Annotated in this window: 23 protein-coding genes; 4 read left to right on the top strand and 19 right to left on the bottom strand. The window is 47.0% G+C overall.

Features of this window, described 5'->3' with window-relative positions; all coding sequences use genetic code 11:
• Window positions 1–13 precede the first annotated feature (13 nt).
• On the bottom strand, window positions 14–532 hold the full coding sequence (locus tag ACWJJX_RS03180; RefSeq protein WP_003154459.1) for a YceD family protein: 519 nt from the start codon (window positions 530–532) through the stop codon (window positions 14–16).
• Between the two features lie 208 nt (window positions 533–740).
• On the opposite strand from ACWJJX_RS03180, the gene ACWJJX_RS03175 reads away from it, so the two are divergent.
• On the top strand, window positions 741–1,988 hold the full coding sequence (locus ACWJJX_RS03175) for a nucleotidyltransferase (RefSeq protein WP_173612729.1): 1,248 nt from the start codon (window positions 741–743) through the stop codon (window positions 1,986–1,988).
• Window positions 1,989–2,006: 18 nt separating this feature from the next.
• Here the strand turns inward: ACWJJX_RS03175 and ACWJJX_RS03170 are convergent, their stop codons facing one another.
• Entirely contained in the window at window positions 2,007–3,029 is a 1,023-nt protein-coding gene (locus tag ACWJJX_RS03170; protein ID WP_071391872.1) for a SepM family pheromone-processing serine protease, read from the bottom strand.
• Window positions 3,030–3,034: 5 nt separating this feature from the next.
• Window positions 3,035–3,814 (bottom strand): patatin family protein, encoded by a 780-nt coding sequence (locus tag ACWJJX_RS03165; protein WP_015388274.1) that lies wholly within the window; start codon window positions 3,812–3,814, stop codon window positions 3,035–3,037.
• Between the two features lie 179 nt (window positions 3,815–3,993).
• On the opposite strand from ACWJJX_RS03165, the gene ylbJ reads away from it, so the two are divergent.
• Window positions 3,994–5,220, top strand: coding sequence for a sporulation integral membrane protein YlbJ (ylbJ, locus tag ACWJJX_RS03160; RefSeq protein WP_003154466.1), 1,227 nt, complete (start codon window positions 3,994–3,996; stop codon window positions 5,218–5,220).
• A gap of 18 nt (window positions 5,221–5,238) precedes the next feature.
• Here ylbJ and coaD read toward each other — a convergent pair whose 3' ends face one another.
• The 9 genes from coaD to ACWJJX_RS03115 all read right to left on the bottom strand — a co-directional run bounded on the left by coaD (window position 5,239) and on the right by ACWJJX_RS03115 (window position 9,828).
• On the bottom strand, window positions 5,239–5,721 hold the full coding sequence (gene coaD / locus ACWJJX_RS03155; RefSeq protein WP_003154467.1) for a pantetheine-phosphate adenylyltransferase: 483 nt from the start codon (window positions 5,719–5,721) through the stop codon (window positions 5,239–5,241).
• 4 nt (window positions 5,722–5,725) lie between these two features.
• On the bottom strand, window positions 5,726–6,280 hold the full coding sequence (gene rsmD, locus ACWJJX_RS03150; RefSeq protein WP_173612727.1) for a 16S rRNA (guanine(966)-N(2))-methyltransferase RsmD: 555 nt from the start codon (window positions 6,278–6,280) through the stop codon (window positions 5,726–5,728).
• The gene (locus ACWJJX_RS03145; protein WP_094246961.1) at window positions 6,280–6,489 is read right to left on the bottom strand and encodes a hypothetical protein; all 210 of its coding nucleotides are present in this window, start codon (window positions 6,487–6,489) and stop codon (window positions 6,280–6,282) included. Before ACWJJX_RS03145 ends, rsmD begins: the two co-directional genes overlap by 1 nt.
• 90 nt (window positions 6,490–6,579) lie before the next feature.
• Entirely contained in the window at window positions 6,580–6,852 is a 273-nt protein-coding gene (locus ACWJJX_RS03140; protein WP_003154470.1) for a YlbG family protein, read from the bottom strand.
• Window positions 6,853–6,910: 58 nt separating this feature from the next.
• Window positions 6,911–7,360: a YlbF family regulator gene (locus ACWJJX_RS03135; protein WP_003154472.1), complete on the bottom strand. Its 450-nt coding sequence runs from the start codon at window positions 7,358–7,360 to the stop codon at window positions 6,911–6,913.
• Window positions 7,361–7,430: 70 nt separating this feature from the next.
• Complete coding sequence (locus ACWJJX_RS03130) at window positions 7,431–7,670, bottom strand: YlbE-like family protein (protein WP_003154475.1); 240 nt, start codon at window positions 7,668–7,670, stop codon at window positions 7,431–7,433.
• A gap of 15 nt (window positions 7,671–7,685) precedes the next feature.
• A complete protein-coding gene (locus ACWJJX_RS03125) occupies window positions 7,686–8,096 on the bottom strand; it encodes a YlbD family protein (protein WP_071391875.1) in 411 nt (136 codons plus the stop codon).
• 163 nt (window positions 8,097–8,259) lie between these two features.
• Entirely contained in the window at window positions 8,260–9,300 is a 1,041-nt protein-coding gene (locus tag ACWJJX_RS03120; protein ID WP_003154477.1) for a CAP domain-containing protein, read from the bottom strand.
• Between the two features lie 84 nt (window positions 9,301–9,384).
• Window positions 9,385–9,828: a CBS domain-containing protein gene (locus ACWJJX_RS03115; protein WP_003154478.1), complete on the bottom strand. Its 444-nt coding sequence runs from the start codon at window positions 9,826–9,828 to the stop codon at window positions 9,385–9,387.
• A gap of 140 nt (window positions 9,829–9,968) precedes the next feature.
• Between ACWJJX_RS03115 and ACWJJX_RS03110 the strand changes: the two genes are divergently transcribed.
• Complete coding sequence (locus ACWJJX_RS03110) at window positions 9,969–10,328, top strand: YugN family protein (protein ID WP_454022733.1); 360 nt, start codon at window positions 9,969–9,971, stop codon at window positions 10,326–10,328.
• Window positions 10,329–10,361: 33 nt separating this feature from the next.
• Here the strand turns inward: ACWJJX_RS03110 and ctaG are convergent, their stop codons facing one another.
• From ctaG to cyoE, 6 genes are all read right to left on the bottom strand, one after another.
• Window positions 10,362–11,246 carry a cytochrome c oxidase assembly factor CtaG gene (gene ctaG / locus ACWJJX_RS03105; protein WP_003154480.1) on the bottom strand — a complete coding sequence of 295 codons (885 nt, stop codon included), beginning with the start codon at window positions 11,244–11,246 and terminating at the stop codon, window positions 10,362–10,364.
• A 24-nt stretch (window positions 11,247–11,270) separates the two neighbouring features.
• On the bottom strand, window positions 11,271–11,603 hold the full coding sequence (ctaF, locus tag ACWJJX_RS03100) for a cytochrome c oxidase subunit IVB (RefSeq protein ID WP_015388278.1): 333 nt from the start codon (window positions 11,601–11,603) through the stop codon (window positions 11,271–11,273).
• A 2-nt stretch (window positions 11,604–11,605) separates the two neighbouring features.
• A complete protein-coding gene (gene ctaE, locus ACWJJX_RS03095; protein WP_003154482.1) occupies window positions 11,606–12,229 on the bottom strand; it encodes a cytochrome c oxidase subunit III in 624 nt (207 codons plus the stop codon).
• The gene (gene ctaD, locus ACWJJX_RS03090; RefSeq protein ID WP_454022732.1) at window positions 12,229–14,097 is read right to left on the bottom strand and encodes a cytochrome c oxidase subunit I; all 1,869 of its coding nucleotides are present in this window, start codon (window positions 14,095–14,097) and stop codon (window positions 12,229–12,231) included. The genes ctaE and ctaD overlap by 1 nt, the downstream gene beginning before the upstream one ends.
• 31 nt (window positions 14,098–14,128) lie before the next feature.
• Window positions 14,129–15,199, bottom strand: coding sequence for a cytochrome c oxidase subunit II (gene coxB, locus ACWJJX_RS03085; RefSeq protein ID WP_070081779.1), 1,071 nt, complete (start codon window positions 15,197–15,199; stop codon window positions 14,129–14,131).
• Between the two features lie 217 nt (window positions 15,200–15,416).
• Complete coding sequence (gene cyoE / locus ACWJJX_RS03080; protein ID WP_003154486.1) at window positions 15,417–16,334, bottom strand: heme o synthase; 918 nt, start codon at window positions 16,332–16,334, stop codon at window positions 15,417–15,419.
• Window positions 16,335–16,677: 343 nt separating this feature from the next.
• Between cyoE and ctaA the strand changes: the two genes are divergently transcribed.
• Window positions 16,678–17,604 carry a heme A synthase CtaA gene (ctaA, locus tag ACWJJX_RS03075; RefSeq protein ID WP_007611205.1) on the top strand — a complete coding sequence of 309 codons (927 nt, stop codon included), beginning with the start codon at window positions 16,678–16,680 and terminating at the stop codon, window positions 17,602–17,604.
• A gap of 96 nt (window positions 17,605–17,700) precedes the next feature.
• Here ctaA and pyc read toward each other — a convergent pair whose 3' ends face one another.
• Complete coding sequence (gene pyc, locus ACWJJX_RS03070) at window positions 17,701–21,147, bottom strand: pyruvate carboxylase (protein ID WP_353574933.1); 3,447 nt, start codon at window positions 21,145–21,147, stop codon at window positions 17,701–17,703.
• Window positions 21,148–21,155: the final 8 nt, after the last annotated feature.

Raw genomic sequence — 21,155 nt, 5'->3', positions numbered from 1 at the left:
CCTCCTTAAAGAGTTAAGATTCATCATCTTGTGTTAAGAGCTTTTTCAGATCCGCAAGTCTGGGGTCGATTTGATTTTTCTTGTCTTCCTCAGAAATCACTTGCCAATCCTTCCCCACTTGGGGAGCGGCTCCTTCTTTTTGTTCAGTTTCACAAAAGACTTGCATAGGAATTTCTAAAAGAATCTCTTCTTTTACGATCGGAGTTAAGTCAACGATATCGTCTTCAGCAATATGAACGTCCTCATCTTCTATATCATCCGACTTATGAAATCTAAACAGTTCTTTTGTCGCGATTGTAAATGGATACGGCACATCAACTAAAGTTCTTGAGCACGGCAAAACCATTTCGCCTGAAATCGTAAAGTCAAACGAAACTTGCTTGGATTCAATCTCCGCGCGGCCCTTCACCCGGACGGGAGAAATGCGGCGGATGTCAGAATTCAATTTTGTCAGCTCATTTAACTCAACTGTTTCATCAAATTCAAAGCTCTTTTTCGCCATTTGATGAAGCTGATAAATCGTCCATTTCATTTGTATCACCTCAGGAAAGCAACAAACATGATTATAGCTTTTCAGAATGTTTTTGTCAATATTTTTTCTTTACAGCATAATGCCGCCGTCATGCAATCGTTGACAGCCGGATAGGCTATGCATACACTAAACGAAGCGGACTAAAATATGCACTTCATTTGCAAATGTACCACACGAAGCAAAACATAGCAAGAAAGGCGGGACAAATATGAAAGCAGTCGGCCTGGTTGTTGAATATAATCCCTTTCATAACGGACACCGCTATCATGCGGAACAAGCAAAAATCAAAACGGACAGCAGCGTTGCGGCGGCGGTGATGAGCGGCCCTTTTTTGCAGCGCGGAGAACCGGCCGCCGTCTCAAAGTGGGCCCGGACAAAAATGGCGCTGGAAAACGGCGTGGATATCGTCATTGAGCTCCCTTATATATATGCCGTACAAAAAGCGGAATTATTCGCGCGCGGCAGCGTTTCGCTTCTTCATCATTTAGGATGCAGCAGCTTGTTTTTCGGCAGCGAAAACGGGCGGATCGAACCCTTTATTGAAGCGTCTGAAGCGTTCAGCCGAAAAGAAGACGACTGCAGCCTGATTCTGAAAGAGGAGCTGAAAAAGGGTCTCAGCTATCCGGCCGCCGCCTCAAAAGCTTTTTCACACATATTCAAAGGGCGGGACATGCTCGATTTGTCCAAGCCGAACAATATTCTCGGTTTTCACTACGTTAGAGCGATACACGCCTTCGGTTCCGCTATGAAGCCTTATACGACAGCCAGAATCGCTTCCCAGTATCATGACGACGAGCTTCCCGGAGATAACAGCCGGATAGCCAGCGCAACAAGCATCCGGAAAGCGCTGATAGAAAAAGGAACGGCGGCCGCAAGGAGCTTTCTCCCGGAAGCGTCTGCGCGTGAGCTGGAGGCTTACAGAAATTCATACGGGATATGGCACAACACGGAAGACTATTTTTCATATGTAAAATACAGCCTCAGCACTCTGTCCGCTGAAGAATTGAGCCGAATCTACGAAGTGGAAGAAGGCCTTGAGCACAGAATTTTGCGCACCATCAGACAAGCCCGATCCTATCGCGAAATGATGGAACGATTGAAAACAAAACGATACACGTGGACGAGGCTGCAGCGGATGAACACGCACATTCTGACACGGACGAAAAAGGAAGACATGCATCGGCTTTTACAGCCTTCAAGCGCTCCTTATATCCGTCTTCTCGGAATGACGAAAAAAGGACAGGCGTACCTGTCGGCAAAGAAAAAAGAGCTTACCGCACCTCTCGTCAGCAAGCTCTCTTCTTTCTCTCATCCCGCTCTGGATCTGGACATACTGGCGGGACGAGTTTACAGCCTGCCGATAAAAGAACCTGAACGCACATTGTTTGAGAAACAGGAATTTTCACAAGCGCCGATCCGCTATGATGAAGACGAAAAGCGTTTTTTGAATGCGTAAAAAAAGCACCTGCCTGTATCAGGTGCTTTTTACTTTCAGCTGATCCAAATAGTCAAGTGCGTCCTGCATGGTGTCGACAGGGACGATCTTCATATCGGACTTGATTGCTTTCGCCGTTTTTACCGCATTTTTGTAATCAGAATTTTCAGCTCCGTTTTGATTCGGCGCAAAGAAAATATCTTTTCCCGCTTTGTCTGCGGCGACGACTTTCTGATCGATTCCGCCGATCGGTCCGACCTTGCCGTCCACGTCGATTGTTCCCGTTCCGGCTATATTATAGCCTTTTGTTTCGTCAGGTTTTGTCAGCTGATTGTAAATTTCTAAAGACATCATGAGACCCGCAGAAGGCCCGCCGATGTTTTCAATGCTGAAATGAAGATCCGGCTTTACTTTCACGTTCCGATCCGTATATAACGCGACGCCGATTCCCGCTCTTTTCGGGTCTTCCGGGAATGATTTCAGCACAATGTCAACGGTCTTTTCTTTCGTGTCCCGTTCAATGTGAAACGTTACTTTCTCCCCCGCTTTTTTGCTGCTGATATAATCAATCAGCTTTTCAGCGGATTCGTATGTTTTCCCATCCGCGCTGATGATTTTATCACCGACCTCTATTTTTCCTTTTGCCGGCATGTCAGAGACGACTGAGCTGGCGAAAATCCCGTTAAATGAGTATTTCACCTGTTTCCCGGCTTTTTGATAAGCGGCAATGACCGCGTTTTCTTGGGAGCTTTTCATCATTTGCAGCTGGCGCTTCATATAATCCGAGTCCGATTCGCCCTCTTCTTTTATGCTTTCATCAGGGACGATTTCATCGTAAGGATGCACTTTCGCCCAAAGATATGTATACGGATTGGCGGGGCCTACTTTGACAGTCATCAAGGAAAGGCTTCCTTTTTCAGGATAGCCTCCGTCCACCTTAATCAGCGGTCTCAGCTCTGATGCTTCTCCCGGCTGTGTAATGTAATACGGAAGCTTAATAAATGTAACAGCAATTAATAAGATCAGGATGATAAACACCCAGCGAAAATGTTTTGCTTTCATATGAGTTAGCCCTCCCAGTTCTCTATTTCTTGTTTAATCCGGCCGATCATCCGGTCTGCGGCTTCTTCGCCCGCTGTGATCATATGATCAATGTTGGCAAAAGAACTTGAGCTGAATGATTCAAGAGAAGGGCGGATCATGACGTCTGCGGCAATGGTCTGGTGACGGACCAATTCATTTTGCAGTATATCCATACTTTGCATGATTACATCAAAAATATGTGCCGCTTTTTCCGTTTTTTTCACTCGGGATACGTCAGAGGCGATGACGATATCAGCACCCATATCTTTTACGGCGGAAACCGGGATTCTGTCAACCACCGCGCCGTCGACTAACATACGTCCGTTCATTTTTTGCGGGACGAAAACGCCCGGTATGCTGATGCTCGCGCGGACGGCTTCGGACACTGAACCTTTCGTAAAAACGAGTTTTTCGCCGGTCTGAAGGTCGCAGGCCACGATGCCGAGCGGGATCCGCAGTTCTTCTATTGGCTTGCCGTACGTATAGGCATGAACAAGCTGCCTGATGCGGTCTCCTTTTAAAAATCCGAGCCTCGGCATCGTATAATCCGCGTACACCCGCCGCTTAAATGCTTTGGCGACTTTTTTCATCGTAGCCACGTCATGCCCGGCCGCATAAAAGCTTCCGACTAATGCTCCCATGCTGCTGCCGGCAATCATATCAATTGGAATCTGATGCTTATGTAAACTGGATAACACTCCGAGATGAGCGATGCCTCTTGCCCCTCCCGAACCTAACGCTAACCCGATTGTAGGTTTGGCCAACGCGACGAACCCCCTAATAGACATCCTATACATGAATTCTATGGTCTAAATTGAACCCCTATGCTCGTATATTAGTACAGGATGACAAATAGGTACTTGCCCGGCCGCCTTTAAGGTCTGTTCTATATTTTATCATGATATAAATGTCAGTGTGCAATTTTAGCATCGGGGAGGTAAGAATGAATTTGTCTAAGTTTCATACATTTTTGATTTCATTGTTTTTCATTTTTTTGACAGCGACGGTTATTTCACACCCTCAGGCCTCATTCGAAGCCTCCAAAACCGGTCTTTCCATGTGGTGGGAGGTCGTTTTTCCTTCATTGCTTCCGTTTTTTATTCTATCTGAGCTTTTAATCGGATTCGGCATTGTCAAATTTGTCGGCCTTTTACTCGAACCCTTTATGCGTCCCATTTTCAGAGTGCCGGGGGTCGGCGGATTTGTACTGGCTATGGGCATGGCTTCAGGCAATCCGGCCGGCGCGAAGCTGACTGCACGGCTGCGCCAGGATAAACAAATCTCCAGAGTAGAGGCTGAACGCCTCGTCTCTTTTACCAATTCATCCAATCCGTTATTTATATTCGCTGCTGTGGCGGTCGGCTTTTTTCATAACGCGTCTCTCGGCATTCTGCTGGCATCGGCTCACTATCTCGGAAACATCGCCGTCGGCCTGACGATGCGTTCATACGGACGGAAAGAAGAAGCGGCGTATACCGGTAAAAAGACGATCGCTCTCCCTTCTCTGAAGGAAGCATTTCTGGCCCTCCACAAGGCGCGGCTTTCGGAAAAGCGGCCGCTCGGAAAAATTTTGGGCGACGCCGTCACCTCTTCTGTACAAACCTTGCTGATGGTGGGCGGTTTTATTATATTGTTTTCGGTTTTCAGCCGGTTATTATCAATCGTACAAGTCATGGATGTGCTTTCTGTATTTACAAACGCGCTGCTTTCCCTTTTTCATCTTCCGGCAAATCTGGACATCCCTCTTATCAGCGGAATGTTTGAAATTACACTTGGGAGCAAGCTGGTCAGTGAAGCTGATGCCGCCTTGCTGCCGAAAGCCATGATTGTGAGTTTTATTCTCGGGTTCAGCGGCCTTTCCGTACAGGCCCAGGTTGCCGGCATTTTATCGGAAACAGATATCCGCTTTAAACCGTTTTTCGCGGCGCGTATCCTTCAGGGCATTTATGCCGCACTCTTTATTCTCTTACTGTGGAAGCCGCTTTACCTTGCATTGGACGAACCTTACCAGTCCGTATTCCTCCCTTTCCGCGATCAGGACGCGGGATCTGCTGCCGTCAGCGGATGGAATACACTTGTTGAAACCGGGCCCGCCATCACGCTGACAGCTCTCGCCGTATACGCATTGATTTATTGTTACAGGCTGTCAGCACGGACAAAAAAAGGATGAGACGCCGATCAGCGCTTCTCATCCTTTAAATTTCTGCTTCAGCGCCTGTTCAACTTCCGGAGGAACAAACTCTGAAACAGGCCCGTTATATTTTGCGACTTCTTTTACGATGCTTGAACTTAAAAAAGAGTACTGATTGTTCGTCATCATAAAAAAAGTTTCTATTGATTCGTCAAGCACGCGGTTGACGGAAGTCCCCTGCATCTCATATTCGAAGTCAGAAACGGCTCTGAGCCCTCTGATAATCGCTTTCGCCCGCTTTTTTTTCGCATAGTCGATTAACAGTCCCTGTGACGTCTCGACCGTAATATTCGGAATGTCTTTTGTCACTTCTCTTAACAGCTCACAGCGTTCCTCGACTGTAAACAGCGGCTGCTTAGAAGAATTATTGAGCACGCATACGTACACATGCTCAAACACGTTTGCCCCCCGTCTGATAATGTCCAGATGTCCGTAGGTGACGGGATCAAAACTTCCGGGACATACAGCTATACTTGCCACATCATTACCCCCTATTTCGGTATATCGTCACTCCTGTAAGCCCGTAAATTTCCCTTCTTGTTACAGAAAGCGCGCCGACGGCTTCCGGAAGCACAACGGCTTTATCATGCTCGGCTACGACAAAACCGTCTTCATTCAGCATGTTCTGCTCATCAATCATTTCGATAAGCGCTTTCAGCTTTTGTTCCTTATACGGAGGATCTAAGAAAATCCCTTCAAAACCTTTTTCCCGTTTCGCCGCGGCATAGAGGGCCCGCTCTGCATCATTGCGGTATACTTCCGCTGAAGACAGCAGATCGAGCGCTTTGATATTTGCTTTTACCGTTTGGATGGCTTTGAAATCACGGTCCACAAAGATACAGCGGTCAAATCCGCGCGACAGCGCTTCAATCCCGAGACCGCCGCTCCCCGCAAACAAATCCAGCCCCGTTCCTCCGTCAAAATACGGGCCGATCATATTAAAAATAGACTCTTTTACTTTATCCGTCGTCGGCCTTGTTGATGTGCCCGGCACCGCCTTTAAGGCTCGTCCTTTTCTTGAACCGGAAATTACTCTCATTATTCACACCACTTTTTCTGAAAACTTTGATGTTTCTCATCGGCTGAGCCGTTATGTATAAAAACAATCCCTATCTTATCATAAAGCATTCTTTCAAACAATGAACGTGAAAAACGTGTATACATATTCACATTCCTGTCAAGACTACGTGTAACAGCATCAAAGAATGATGTTGTTGCCAACCGCGGAGAAGACTTACGTTTCCCCATAAGTTCTTCCTCCGGTTTCTCCTCTCCCTTTTCCTTCTCCTTAACTTGTTAAGGAATAGAAGGACCCCGCAGGTATCTGCGGGGATTTTTTTATATGCCGACTTTATAATCGTACTCTTTCGCTTTATCAAGCTTTGATTCAAATTCCAGCTTTAAAAAAGGTTTATAAGAAGGCTCTACCTTCTTCACATAAGAATAAGAAGAAATCTTTTCCATTGTTTTTTCGATCAGGTCCATATCGCAATACAGCACAACGTATTTCAGCCGCTTGGAAACATAATGAACGTTGCCGAATTTTCTCAGCATTTTGCTGTGTTTTAAGGAATGCAGATATACGATTATGCCTTGGCGCTTATTTTCCATCATGATCACCCGCCTGACTTTCTGTTCATTTTATGTAAAAGACGAGACGGCCGTCTCGTCAGGAAACTTTGCATCCGCAGCCGCCGCCGGAACCGCAGCCGCCGCCGCAGGATGACAGGCCGTCAAAATAAGGATTCCCCGTCGGCACTTTTACATGCTCCGAGACGGCCGTTCCGAGTTCAATGCTGATCTCGTCAAGCAGCGACTGAAGCTCAGTCTCCGCTTTTTTAAATTCGGCCACCTTATCGTTTAAATCGAGCTCCCGCTTCATTTCTCTCATTTTGCGGGAAATCTCTCTATAATCAGGATGGTATTTGCCAAAGCGCTGCACATCCTCATACTGCTCTTTAACGCTCATAAAAGAACGAATGATCCGCCCTGCCTCTTCATCTTCACGGAGACGCTTGTAACAATCGCGGTAATTTTCAGCCGTCTCAGACTGCAGAATCATGCCGGCAAGCTGCTCCGCTTCACTTTGAAGCTTGACGGACTCAATTGTTGCATACATAAATACGCACCTCCAGTTGCTAGTTTACCATGAAACCACCCAATTGGAAAATGCGGCGTTTAAACGCTTTTTAATCCTGCGAACGCATGGCGTGTACCATCTGCATCATCATCTGCGCCATTTGAATCCCGTTTGAGAATTGACTTACCCGATGCGGTATCGTCTTTTCATAAAAATTCATCATGTCAAGCTGAAAGGAATTGAGATCGTCCGGTTTTCTCGCAAGTCTGCGGTACCAGACGGGACGCTGCCGTATAAACCGTTTCCGTTCCTCATCTGCGGATATGAATTCCTGAACCTCTTTTCGCATACACGATCCCCTTCTTTAATCCTTTCTGAATGAAAAAGGATGTTGTCCGGAGCCTTGCCGGGGCTGCTTCGTGCTGCTCCCCGAAAATTGGCTTAAAAGGCTTTGCAATGATGAAATGGACTGGCTCATTTTATTGATCTGCTCATTCATTTGGTTGATATCCATCTTTTTGACGGCAGTGACCATTTTTGAAACGAAATCATTCTTTTCAGCTGGTTCCTGTTTGGTTTCCGCGTCGGAAGAAGGCTGAACGGCCTCGTCTTTAAAAGGGTCCCACATCGGATCATCCTCGCCTAGGAGCACCCAGTTTTCATAGACTTCCTGCCAGCTTCTTTGTTCCTTGCGAACATTTTGGATCAGTTTGGGATGCTTTTTTACGAATTGTTTAAAATCATCGATTGATTGCCGTGATTGCTGATTCGCCACAATTCTCACCCCCTCCGAAAAGTTTTGCCTGCTATAATGTATCGGTTCATGCGCCTTAATGTTCGCCTAAATTGCGAAAAAAAGCAGGTATATTTTTTCAGCAGGAGCGCCGCTCGTGAAAAAACATAAAAAAACCGCGGGGGACGCGCCCCTCTGCGGTTTTTTACTGCCAAGGCTTAATGAAGTTTTGCGTATAATACTTCCGGTCCACGCCGACACCGAGGTGCGTATAATCCGGGCTTAACAGCGCCTTCCTGTGGCCTTCGCTGTTCAGCCAGCCCTCCACGGCTGCAGGACCGTCCACATAGTTGTAGGCAATATTTTCACCGGCCTCCCGGTATTTCACATCGCCTTTTTCCAAGCGGTCCTTCAGAGTCCCGTATTTCTTTGAGACGTGAGAGAAATACTTGTTATCCTTCATGTCCTTGCTGTGGCCGAATGCCACTTTCGCGGCGCCTTCGTCCCATTTCAGCCTTGCCAGTCCGTGTTTCACGCGGATGACATTTGTAATGTCGAGAATCTGCTGTTCACTCGCTCGTTCAATGTCGTTCCATTTTTTATCAGAAACTGGCTCGGGTTCTGTCAGCTTTCCTCTGTACATGACCTCATACGGCCTTTGTTTCACAAGCGTTTCCGCATCAAAAGCCCTGATGCTTGACAGATTCCCGTCAAATTTGTCCATGTACAGCTGTACATACATTCCGCCTATCTTGACGGTGGGACGGGTATTGATATCTTCTTCGGAAAACTCAAACCGATACGTGTTTCCCTTGTCAGTCACATTGACAAAAGGAGAAACCTGCGTCGTTTTAAAAACTTCGCCCGTCGATTCGCCGATCTTAAACGGTTTTGCGTTGATGCCGCTTCCCGAAGCGTATAAAGTCACGGCTTTATCATTCAAAATACCGACTTGTACGTATTGGTCTTTCCCCTGGTTGTACACCCACCACTCGTAATCGTAGGCAGAAGGATCTTTCCGAGACGGTTCCCCAAGTTTCTTTTTCACATCGGCGGCAGATTTCCCCATGAGAGAAAGCAGTCCGGATGACGGCATTTTCAGCCGTTTTCCGCTCTCTTCTTCATTGGAAACCTGAGGCTCCTCCTGATTGGTCTTTTTCTGAGGAGCCGATCCATATTGTATAAACAGAACATACGCTCCGTAAATAAGCAAAAGGATAACGAGAGCCCTTGCGATATTTTTCAACCTCTCACCCCCATATCATCAAACCGTTCTGTTATTGTTTACTCTTATACAGTACAGCCTATTTGCATCGTCCGTGATTTATGTTTAATGGATAAACCCCTCCGGACCTCCGTCTTCAGAAATGTCAGACAGCGCCCGGCCCGCTTGCTCATTTGATTGCTCGGCCAACGAAAGATCGCCGAGCGTAACAATGCCGACCAGTTTTTTATCCCTTGTGACGGGAATTCTTCTGAGCTGATGTTCAGCCATCAAATGGAGAACCTCCTCCACAGAGGCGTCTTCTTCTGCACTGATAACCCGCTCTGTCATTGCGTCGGTTATTTTTTGAGAGTTCGGCTTTTTTGAAGCAATTCCCCGTAATACGAGATCTCTGTCTGTCACGATCCCGACAAGTGTGGCGCCGTCTTCATCCACTATCGGAATGGCGCCGACATCCGCGTCTTTCATCTTCACCGCAGCTTCATATACATTATCTAATACTGTACAATATTGCAAGTCTGACGTCATGAGCTTATTGATCTTTGTCATTGCGGAATTCCTCCTTTTTTCTGCTACTATTGTCGTCAAATTTTTCTTTTTGCATACTTTCACCGTATGAATCATTGAAAGTGTAACGCTTTCATACTATGATTGTCAGGAAAGGGCATTTTTAAAAGGAGGGGGAAGGTTTGAAGTTTGAAAACAGCGGTCTTGAAGGGGTAACAGCGGAGCTCAGCCGCTTGAATGATCTGATGGAAGGTAAAGGGCTCATTCTGGCTGGACAATGGGATTATGAAAGAGTGACTTACGACAAAAAGTTTTCAGTACCTGAGGGGACATTTTATCTGCGGATTCAAGGAACGGCAAAAGAGGGCGATGTCGGCGGCAGCCGGGCCGTGATTCAGCTGAAGGCCCCTCTTTTAGGAAAGCATTATTATCCGCACGGCGTAGAATACGGCAGCGCTGAAGAATTTCCGGAACGTGTCGTCGCTGAAAGCAAAGCTTTACTGCTTGAATTGGAAGAGTCATTAAAAACAGTGCAAATGTAATAAAAAAGTACAGCATATTCTGCTGTACTTTTTTTATGAGACGGTATGCTCGATATACGGCGGCTCTGACAGCGTATCTTTTTCCCGTTCCGTTCTGACCCATTGAAAAAAGATGACAGCCAAATATATTCCGTAGACCGCCTCTTGAATGATTTTCATCAGTACTGCCCCAAGCTGCTGATCTTCCAGAGGAGGCAGCGTGTTAAACATCTCCGGTCCGGATAAAGGGATCTCCTCCAGCAAATCTAAAGGAACGCAAAGCTTCATTGCTTCGGCCCAAGCCGCCGGATCTGTATACGTGGCATACATGGGCGCCCCGCTGAACATAATGAGCGCGCAGGCCGGCGTTAACAAAATCCCGTCTGCCATAATATACCCCAGCTTCATTAAACCGCTGAGACGGGGCAGACCGTCCACCTTATGCACAAGCGGCCACCACATAAAAAACGCCGTTACAAAGATGAGTCCGTTCATCAGCGTGTGATACAGCGAATCTGTTTTGACGAAATCAAATATAAACGGGATGTGATACAGCGAAAAAATACCGTTAAACAGCACTAAAGCGATAAGCGGCATTGAAAAAAACGAAAACAGCGGCTTTACGACAGGACGGAAGATCAGTTTTTTCCATGCCCAGCCGGGAATTCCGGAAATCAACAGCGGCGGTACGACTAAAAACAGAACCGCCATCTGCGCCATATGGGCGCTGAACATCACATGGCCCAATAAATCAACCGGACTTCCCGCAGCCGCGTAAAAAAATAGCGCGGAAAGCACAAACAGCACCTTCTCCTTAACGGCCACACGTCCTTTATGCCGGCTGCACCAGTAAAAGTAAACACCTGTTATCACGGCAGTTATACAAAACAGATACGGGCTCCACATTGCGCGAAACCCGAACATTTCCAAATTAATCAAATCTCTCACTCCCCGCCGCCCCGATTACCACCAAATAATCGTGACAAATGCAAGCACGGTGATAAACGCGACAAATATTCCCGAATACAGAAATAATGACGGCGCTTCATGCCCCTTCTGGCTCATATGCATAAAGTAAAACAGCTGAAAGATGACCTGAATGACCGCAAGCAGGATCAGAAACGGCATCGTAAACCATCCGGCAATGCCGTCTGCAGCCACCGTCAAAAACGCGACAAGCGTAAGGCCGATCATCAAGCCGAAGGATATGACCTGATATTTCATCTCCTCGGCATTTTTCCTTCTCCGATATTCGAGATCCGTACTGACAGTCCCTCTGTTTTTGTTATCGTCCATCGTTATCCCACCATCCCCATCAAATATACAACGGTAAAGATAAAGACCCACACGACATCGATAAAATGCCAATATAAGCTGGCCACATAATATTTCGGCGCATTATAAAGGCTGAGCCCTCTTTTCGCATTCCGGATCATGAGCGCGCTGATCCACAACAGCCCGAACGCCACGTGTGCTCCGTGTGTGCCGACGAGCGTGTAAAACGCTGAGCCGAGCGCAGAGCTTGTAATGGTAAAGCCGAATTCGTGAGTGTAATGCATAAATTCATAGATTTCAACCCCTAAAAATCCCGCTCCCAATAATACGGTAACCAGAAGCCACACCTGCATTTTTTTAAAGGAGAAATTTTTCATATGATACATCGCATACACACTCGTTAAGCTGCTCGTTAAAAGAAGCATCGTCGCGATAAACACGATCGGCAGCTCAAACATCTCAGCCGTTGACGGCCCTCCGGCTTTTGATTCCCGTAAAGCAAGGAATGTCGCAAATAGCGAGGCGAACAGAACCGTTTCGCCGCCGAGAAACAGCCAAAATCCCAAAAACTTATTTTTCCCCTCCAGCGTTGCTTTTTCAGGAGAAGCCGGAAAGGTTTCAGCCGTCATTTTTTCCTGCAGCTGCATTACACCTTCACCCCTTTATCATCATTCGGCAGATCTTCTTTGTGAATATGATAGCCGTAATCATCGACCACAGAGCGAAGCAGCATGGTAAAGAATGTGATGCCGAGCCCTATGAAGATAACCGGAAGCCCCCATGAATAATCGGAGTGGTATAAAAACCCGAACGCTGCCACAAACAGCCCGAAAGATATGACAAACGGCATGATGGAGCCGTTCGGCATATGAATGTCCTCTACAGGCTCTGCAGGCGCCATCCCTTCATTTCCGGCCTGCTTTTCAATCCACAGCGGGTCAAGTCCCCGGACAAACGGAAGCTGTTTAAAATTATATTCCGGCGGCGGCGAAGAGACCGCCCATTCAAGCGTACGACCGTCCAGCCACGGGTCGTTCCCGACGTATTTCCCCTTTATTGAGGTATAAATAATATTGACGACGAGTAAAGCAGCCGCGCCCGCCATGAAAAACGCGCCGATTGAACTGATCAGGTTGCCGGTATCAAGCCCCTGGCCGGGCAGATATGTGTAAACGCGGCGCGGCATTCCCATCAAGCCGAGAAAATGCTGAATGAAGAAGGTAAGATGAAACCCGATAAAAAATAAGACGAACGAAATTTTCCCCATCGTTTCATGAAGCACCTTCCCGAACATTTTCGGCCACCAGAAATGCACGCCCGCCAGGATGCCGAACACAACGCCGCCGATAATGACGTAGTGGAAATGCGCTACGACAAAATACGTATCGTGGAACTGATAATCTGCCGCTGCGGCCGCCAGCATGACACCTGTGACTCCTCCGAGTACGAAAGAAGGAATAAAGGCGACGGCATACAGCATAGGCGTCGTGAATTTGACGTTTCCTCCCCAGATGGTCAAAAGCCAGTTGAAAATTTTAATGCCGGTAGGCACCGCGATCGCCATCGTCGCAACCGCAAATATCGCATTAGCGATCGGTCCGAGTCCCGTCGTAAACATGTGGTGAACCCATACCATGAACCCGAGAAAGCCGATCAGCACGATCGCAAAGACCATAGACGAATAACCGAACAGACGTTTCCTCGCAAATACGGGAATGATTTCTGAAAAAATCCCAAAGGCGGGAAGAATTAAAATGTATACTTCCGGATGCCCGAAAATCCAAAACAGATGCTCCCAGATTATCGTATTGCCGCCCAATTCAGGATTAAAGAAATTCGTTCCGAACAAACGATCCAGCATCATCAGCGCCAAACCGACGGTGAGCGGAGGAAATGCGAATAAAATGAGTGCCGACGCCACAAATGTCGTCCACGTAAACAGCGGCAGTCTCATATACGTTAAACCCGGCGCCCTCATATTTATAATCGTGGCGAGAAAATTGATTCCCGCAATGAGCGTCCCTAAGCCTGATATTTGCAGACCGAGCACGAAAAAGTCTATGCCGTGCCCTTTCGAATTCAGCGCAAGCGACGCGTACGACGTCCAGCCTGCATCAGGAGCGCCCCCTAAAAACCAGCTCAGATTCAAAAAGATGCCTCCGAAGAAAAACAGCCAAAATCCGAGCGCATTCAGAAATGGGAATGATACGTCACGCGCCCCGATCTGAAGCGGCACAACCGCGTTCATCAGCCCGAATAACAGCGGCATCGCCGCCAGGAAGATCATTGTCGTGCCGTGCATCGTCATAATTTCATTAAACTGCTGAGCACCCATAAAATCGTTCCCCGGCCTCAAGAGCTGAATCCTGATAAGCATGGCCTCAAGTCCGCCGACGACGAAGAAAAATCCCCCGGCGATCATATATAAAATCGCGATTTTCTTATGGTCAACCGTCGTCAAATAATCCCAAAGCAAAGAGCTTTTTCTTTGCTGTCCTGTAAGCGTATTCATCATTTGCGACCTCCCCCCTGATATCTCCCTGTCCTCACTTGTTCTCCGCTTTCAGCCCTTTTAAATATTCATACAGCGCATCCGTTTCAGTGTCCGAGAGCTTCGGATAAGTGCCTGTCATTTTATTGCCCGGTTTAATGCTGTCCGGATTTTTCAGCCAGGCTTTTATATTCTCTTTATTCGCATCCTTAATGCCGGCCACTTTGACCCGTTCACCGAATGTAGCGAGGTTCGGAGCCGTTCTTGCCGCTTCAGCCCGTTTATCATTGGGCTCAACCGCATGACAGCTCAGGCAGTTTTTTTCCTTAAACAGCTCTTCTCCTTGCGCGGCTAAACCGGAATCTGTTGTATGCTTATAATTTTTCATCGCTTTCGTCCATTGTTTAAATTCTTTTGACGGCAGCGGTTTCACTTTGAAATCCATCAGCGCATGTGAAGGCCCGCACAGCTCTGCGCATTTCCCGAAGAAATATTCTCCCGCTTCTTTGCTGCGTTTAGAATCGAAGGTCAGAAAGAAAGTATTGTCATTATCCGTATTCGTATCGATTTTCCCCCCCGCTGACGGAATCCAGAAAGAGTGTTTCACATCTGAGGACTTCAGCTTGAAATAGACGCGTTCATCTGTGGGAACGATCAGCTCCTGACTTGTCACAAACCCGTAATCAGGATACTCGAATTCCCACCAGTATAAATTCGCCCTTACATTAATCACGAGCGCATCCTCTGCTTTACGGTTTTTCTTATCCATCGGCGACGTATCCGCCAGCGCCAATGTATCGATGACAACCGGGATGACAAGAATAATCAAAAGCAGGATCGGAATAACGGTCCAGGTGATTTCTAAAAAACGGTTCCCCTCCACCTGTTTCGGTATCGTGTCTTCCCCTATACGCGACCGTCTGAATCTCACAATGACGTAAAAGAAAATAACTGCTACGACCGCAACGACTACAACCATGATAAGTGTGCTGAGCACCGTCAGATCATATTGTTTATCAGCCACTTCGCCGGCAGGCTTGAGTGTGGACAGAAACGGTTTTCCACAGCCGCTCAATAAAAGCGGCACTAAGGCTAATAATGATAAAAGACGCCAACGCTTTAACATTTCACCCAACCCCTTTTTTGAATCAGTACGAGATGCACAAGCAGTAAATCTGCTTCCAGCCGAAATACTTCATTTCCTCATTTCTTAAAATATGAGATTTTTTACTTAAAATTCCATCTATGTATAAAAGCAAAGCCGCCTGATTAAACAAAAGGTCAAGGCGGCGTTTACTAGTTGTCATTGTTTGTTTTGGCGATCAAACAAGCTCATTATTCAATTAAAACAGCGTGAAGACCACCATCGCTACAAAATAAATGGTCATGTAGTTAAGCGAATAGACAAACATAAGAGTTGCCCACTTCATGATGTTTTTCATGCGGAATCCCATCAGTCCGAGAACAAGCCATCCGACATTAAGCAAAGTGCCGAGAATAACGATCGGAAGACCGAGACTGCCGAGGAAAAACGGAAGCGGCAGCAGGCATGCGACCCAGACGATAATCTGTCTTTTCGTCACTTCAAAGCCGTGCACTACCGGAAGCATCGGAATATTCGCTGCTCTGTAATCTTCCGTCTTTTTAATCGCAAGCGCTAAAAAGTGCGGAATCTGCCAGATGAATAAAATCATGAATAAAACCCACGCGACAACACCGATGTGCCCTTCAACCGCTGTCCAGCCGATTAACGGCGGCACGGCGCCTGATACACTTCCGACAACCGTATTAATCGTATAACGGCGTTTCGTCCACATTGTATAAAGAACAACGTACGTAAACACACCGATAAAACCGATGACTGCTGCCATCACGGTGGTCATCAAAAGCATGATAAGTCCTAAAGCAATGAGTAAAATTCCTGACCACAGCGCTTGATTCGGCTGAATCTTTCCGGTTACCGTCGGTCTTACTTTCGTGCGTTCCATTAAATGATCAATATCACGGTCGTAATAGTTGTTAACCGCACAAGAACCGGCGATGATCAAAGAAGATCCTATTAATGTAAGAAGCACGGTGTTTAAATTGCCTAAAAAACTCAGACCGGATATATGTAACGCAAGCCACATGCCGGTAAAAGTCGTAATTAAATTCGAATTGACGATTCCTATTTTGATAAGCGAAAGGAAATCCTTCCATGCCGTCGTCTCTTCAATCTGTCCGTCTATAGCTGTATCGTTTAAAATTCTGGAATTAGCCATAACGTAAACCTCCCTTACAAACCTAAAGCAGGTTTTTTAAGACCTGCAACTCTATCATACAAGATAATGACCTGTAAAAAAACATCCTCTTAAATATTAAACGAGAAACAGGAATTTATTTGTGAACTTTTTATGAATTTTACCAAATCCGCCGGCTTCATAATAAAGCGGTTACTTTATTTCTATCAGACCCATCTGGAATAATCAACCCCATTATCTAAGAAGTCCTGATTCTATTATATTTTTGTGAACAAACAGAATTGAGAATTGCCACAAAACACATATTCGCTTACACTTGGTACGTATATCATTTTGTCCAGTTTGTTAAGAAGGTGAATGTAAAATGAATAAAGCTTTGAAAGCGCTCGGTGTGCTGACGACGTTCGTTATGCTCGTCGTGCTGATCGGCGGCGCTCTTGTCACAAAAACAGGATCGGGTCTCGGATGCGGAAGGCAGTGGCCGCTTTGCCACGGCCGGTTTTTCCCGGAGCTTAACGCCGCTTCTATCATTGAATGGAGCCACAGACTCGCAAGCGGTGTCTCAATCGTTCTCGTGCTGAGTCTGGCTTTTTGGGCATGGAGAAAAGTCACGCCTGTTTTCCGTGAAACAACCTTTCTCGCCATTATGTCCATTATCTTTTTATTTTTACAGGCGCTTCTCGGCGCATTAGCGGTTGTTTTCGGATCAAATGCGCTCGTTATGGCGCTTCATTTCGGCATATCGCTGATTTCTTTCGCTTCTGTTCTGATTTTGACGCTGCTCATATTTGAAGCTGATAAATCAGACAAAAAGCTCGTCAAGCCGCTCAGAATCGGCAGGAAAATGCAGTTTCATATGATCGGCCTTTCGATTTACACGTATATCGTCGTTTATACGGGGGCTTATGTGCGCCATACGAAATCAAGCCTTGCCTGCCCTGACGTTCCGCTTTGCAGCAGGCTGAATCACGGGCTTCCGTCCCATTTTCAGGAATGGGTGCAGATGGGCCACAGAACGGCAGCGCTGCTTCTGTTCGTATGGATTCTTGTCGCTTTTGCGCATGCGGTGCGCTCCTACAAAGACCAAAAACAGATTCTCGGGGGCTGGATAGCGGCTCTTGCCTTTGTTGTATTACAGGCGCTGTCCGGAATCATGGTTGTTTATTCAGAAATGGCCACCGGCTTTGCACTTGCCCATTCGCTCTTTATTGCCGGTCTGTTCGGCGTCTTATGCTATTTCTTATTATTAATCGCCCGCTTCCGCTATGAATCAAAACAGCGGAACATCTGAGGCACACGAAAAGGCCGAAGCATCAGAGCTTCGGCCTTTTCACATATAAAAAACCTGATCGCACACGGGGCGGATCAGGTTTTTTATGTTCATTTTTTACGCTTTTTCAATTTCGATCAGTAAATCGCCTGTCTGAATCGGTTCACCGTTTTTCACATGAATCTGCTGTATCGTCCCGGAGAACGGCGCCTGTACCGTCGTCTCCATTTTCATCGCTTCATTAATCATCAGATGATCGCCTTTATTCACCTTTGCCCCGGTTTCCGTTAACAATTTAATGACCGTTCCCGGCATAGATGCCGCAATGTGGCTTGGGTTTGTCCGATCTGCTTTTAATTTTTCCTGCACGGACGATTTAATGCTTTCATCTTTAATGACCACCTCGCGCGGCTGGCCGTTCAATTCGAAATAAACGACACGTGTCGCATCTGGCTGCGGTTCACCGATAGATACAAGCTTCACGATCAGCGTTTTTCCGCGCTCGATTTCCACTTCGATTTCTTCACCGAGTGTCATGCCGTAGAAGAAAGTCGGTGTGTCCAATACGGAAATATCACCGAAGCGTTCAGCCGTTTTAACATATTCAGTAAACACCTTCGGATAAAGAGCATACGCGATTGCGTCCTGATCGCTCAATTCCATCTGATGCGTTTCTTTCCATTCTTCTTTAATGCCTTCAAAAGATACCGGTTCAAGCAGCTCACCCGGTCTTACCGTGATCGGCGTCTGTCCTTTCAGAACGAGCTTTTGCAGTTTTTCCGGAAATCCGCCGTGCGGCTGGCCGATCTGCCCTTTAAAGAGCTCAACGACTGAATCCGGAAAATCAAGCGTTTCGCCTTTATCATAAACATCTTGTTCTGTTAAATTGTTTTGCACCATGTAAAGCGCCATATCTCCGACGACTTTGGAAGAAGGTGTTACTTTCACAACGTCGCCGAACATGCGGTTGACGACGCTGTACATGTCTTTCACCTCATTCCAGCGATCGCCCAGGCCGACTCCTTTTGCCTGCTGCTGCAGATTGCTGTACTGGCCGCCCGGCATTTCATGATTATAAATCTCAGTATGCGGAGACTTCATCCCGCTTTCAAATTCACTGTAATACTGACGGACGGATTCCCAATATTGTGACAGTCTTTCCACCTGCCGGACATCCATTTCAGGACGGCGGCTGTTTCCTTCAAGCGCATGATAAAATCCGCTTGCGCTCGGCTGTGAAGTCAGACCCGCCATTGAGCTGACGGCGACATCCACGATGTCCACACCCGCTTCAACAGCTTTGGCATAGAGAAAGACGCCATTGCCGCTCGTATCATGCGTGTGAAGATGAACAGGAATATCAATCGTTTCCTTCAGCGCTGAGACAAGTTCGTATGCGGCTTGAGGTTTCAAAAGACCGGCCATGTCTTTAATGCCGAGAATGTGCGCACCAGACGCCTCAAGCTCTTTCGCCATAGAAAGATAATATTGCAAATCATATTTCGTCCGGGTCTTATCAAGAATATCTCCCGTGTAACAAATCGCAGCCTCCGCCACTTTTCCGGTTTCACGGACGGCATCGATGGCAAGCGTCATCCCTTTTACCCAGTTCAGGCTGTCAAAGATCCGGAATACGTCAATACCGGACTCCGCTGACTGCCGGACAAATTTTTGGATGACATTGTCGGGATAGTTTGTATAACCGACGGCATTTGATGAACGAAGGAGCATCTGGAACAATGTGTTCGGCACTTCCTTACGGAGATCTTCAAGGCGTTTCCAAGGGTCTTCTTTTAAGAAACGGTACGCTACATCAAATGTCGCGCCTCCCCACATTTCAAGGCTGAACAGTTCAGGCCACAGGGCAGCCGTAGGATTCGCGATTTTTTTCAAATCATTGGATCTGATCCGTGTTGCGAGGAGGGACTGATGGGCATCCCTGAACGTTGTATCGGTCAGTAGCACGGATTTTTGCTCTTTCACCCAGTCTGCAAGCCCCTCGGCGCCTCTTTTATCAAGGATCTGTTTCGTACCGCTTGCCGGCTTTTCCCCGATACCTAACGTAACGGTCTGAGGCTTATCAAATGCAGGTTTTTCTTTTTTCCCGATTCCCGGAAAACCGTTCACCGTGACATTGCCGATATAGGAAAGCATTTTTGTTCCGCGGTCCTTCTGTTTTGGGAAAACAAACAGCTCAGGCGTTGTGTCGATAAACGATGTGTCGTATTGGCCCGTCAGGAATTTTTCATGCTTTGCCACGTTTTCAAGAAACGGAATATTGGTCTTAATGCCCCTGATCCTGAATTCCTGCAAGTTGCGGACCATTTTCGCTGATGCCTGTTCAAACGTCAGCGCCCATGTCGACAGCTTGACGAGCAGTGAATCATAGTAAGGCGTGATGACGGCGCCCTGGAAGCTGTTTCCCGTATCAAGGCGGACGCCGAAGCCGCCGCCTGAGCGGTAAGCCATAATTTTACCCGTGTCAGGCATAAAGTCATTCAGCGGATCTTCAGTGGTCACACGTGATTGTATCGCATACCCGTTTGTAAAAATGTCTTTCTGCTCTGGGATATTGACGGCACGGCTGTGCAGTCCGTGGCCCTGCGCAACGAGAATCTGCGTCTGAACGATATCAACCCCCGTTATCATTTCCGTAATCGTATGCTCCACTTGTACGCGCGGGTTCACTTCAATAAAGTAAAATTCACCGCCCGCTACGAGAAATTCCACGGTCCCCGCGTTGATATAGCCGACATTTTTCGCAAGCGCCACAGCCGCTTCACAGATTTCGTCCCTTAATTCAGGCTGCAAAGATACACTCGGCGCCACCTCAATGACCTTTTGATGGCGTCTCTGAACGGAACAGTCCCGCTCATACAGATGGACGACATTGCCTTCTTTATCTCCGATCACCTGAACTTCAATATGCTTAGGATTTTCGATCAGTTTTTCAACATACACTTCATCGTTTCCGAATGCAGCTTTCGCTTCTGATTTGGCCCGCTCAAACGATTCTTTCAATTCGCTTTCGCTTCGGACGATTCTCATTCCGCGGCCTCCGCCTCCGAGCGATGCTTTAATAATAAACGGAAATCCGTGGACTTTTGCGAATTGTTCGACATCTTTTAATGTTTCAGCCGGTCCGTCACTCCCCGGAATAACGGGGATACCGGCTTTTTCTGCCTGCTCCCTCGCCTTTACCTTATCTCCGAACATATCCAAATGCGCTGACGTCGGTCCGATGAATACGATGCCCTCTTCTTCACAGCGTCTCGCAAATTGGATATTTTCAGAGAGAAATCCGTAGCCCGGATGAATGGCATCTACGCCGTTTCTTTTTGCGATCTCAATAATCCCTTCAATATCAAGATACGCGTCAATCGGTTTTTTGCCTTCCCCCACAAGATAAGCTTCATCCGCTTTATAGCGATGATAGGAGCCCGAATCTTCTTTTGAATAAACGGCTACCGTTCTGATGTTCAATTCTGTGCACGCCCGGAAAATCCGGATCGCAATTTCTCCCCTGTTTGCTACTAACACTTTTTGGATGGATTGTTGTGACAAACTTTTCT

It is taken from the genome of Bacillus sp. YH3-2-B2, assembly GCF_053663335.1.
This window is presented reverse-complemented; position numbering and strand designations above follow the sequence as displayed.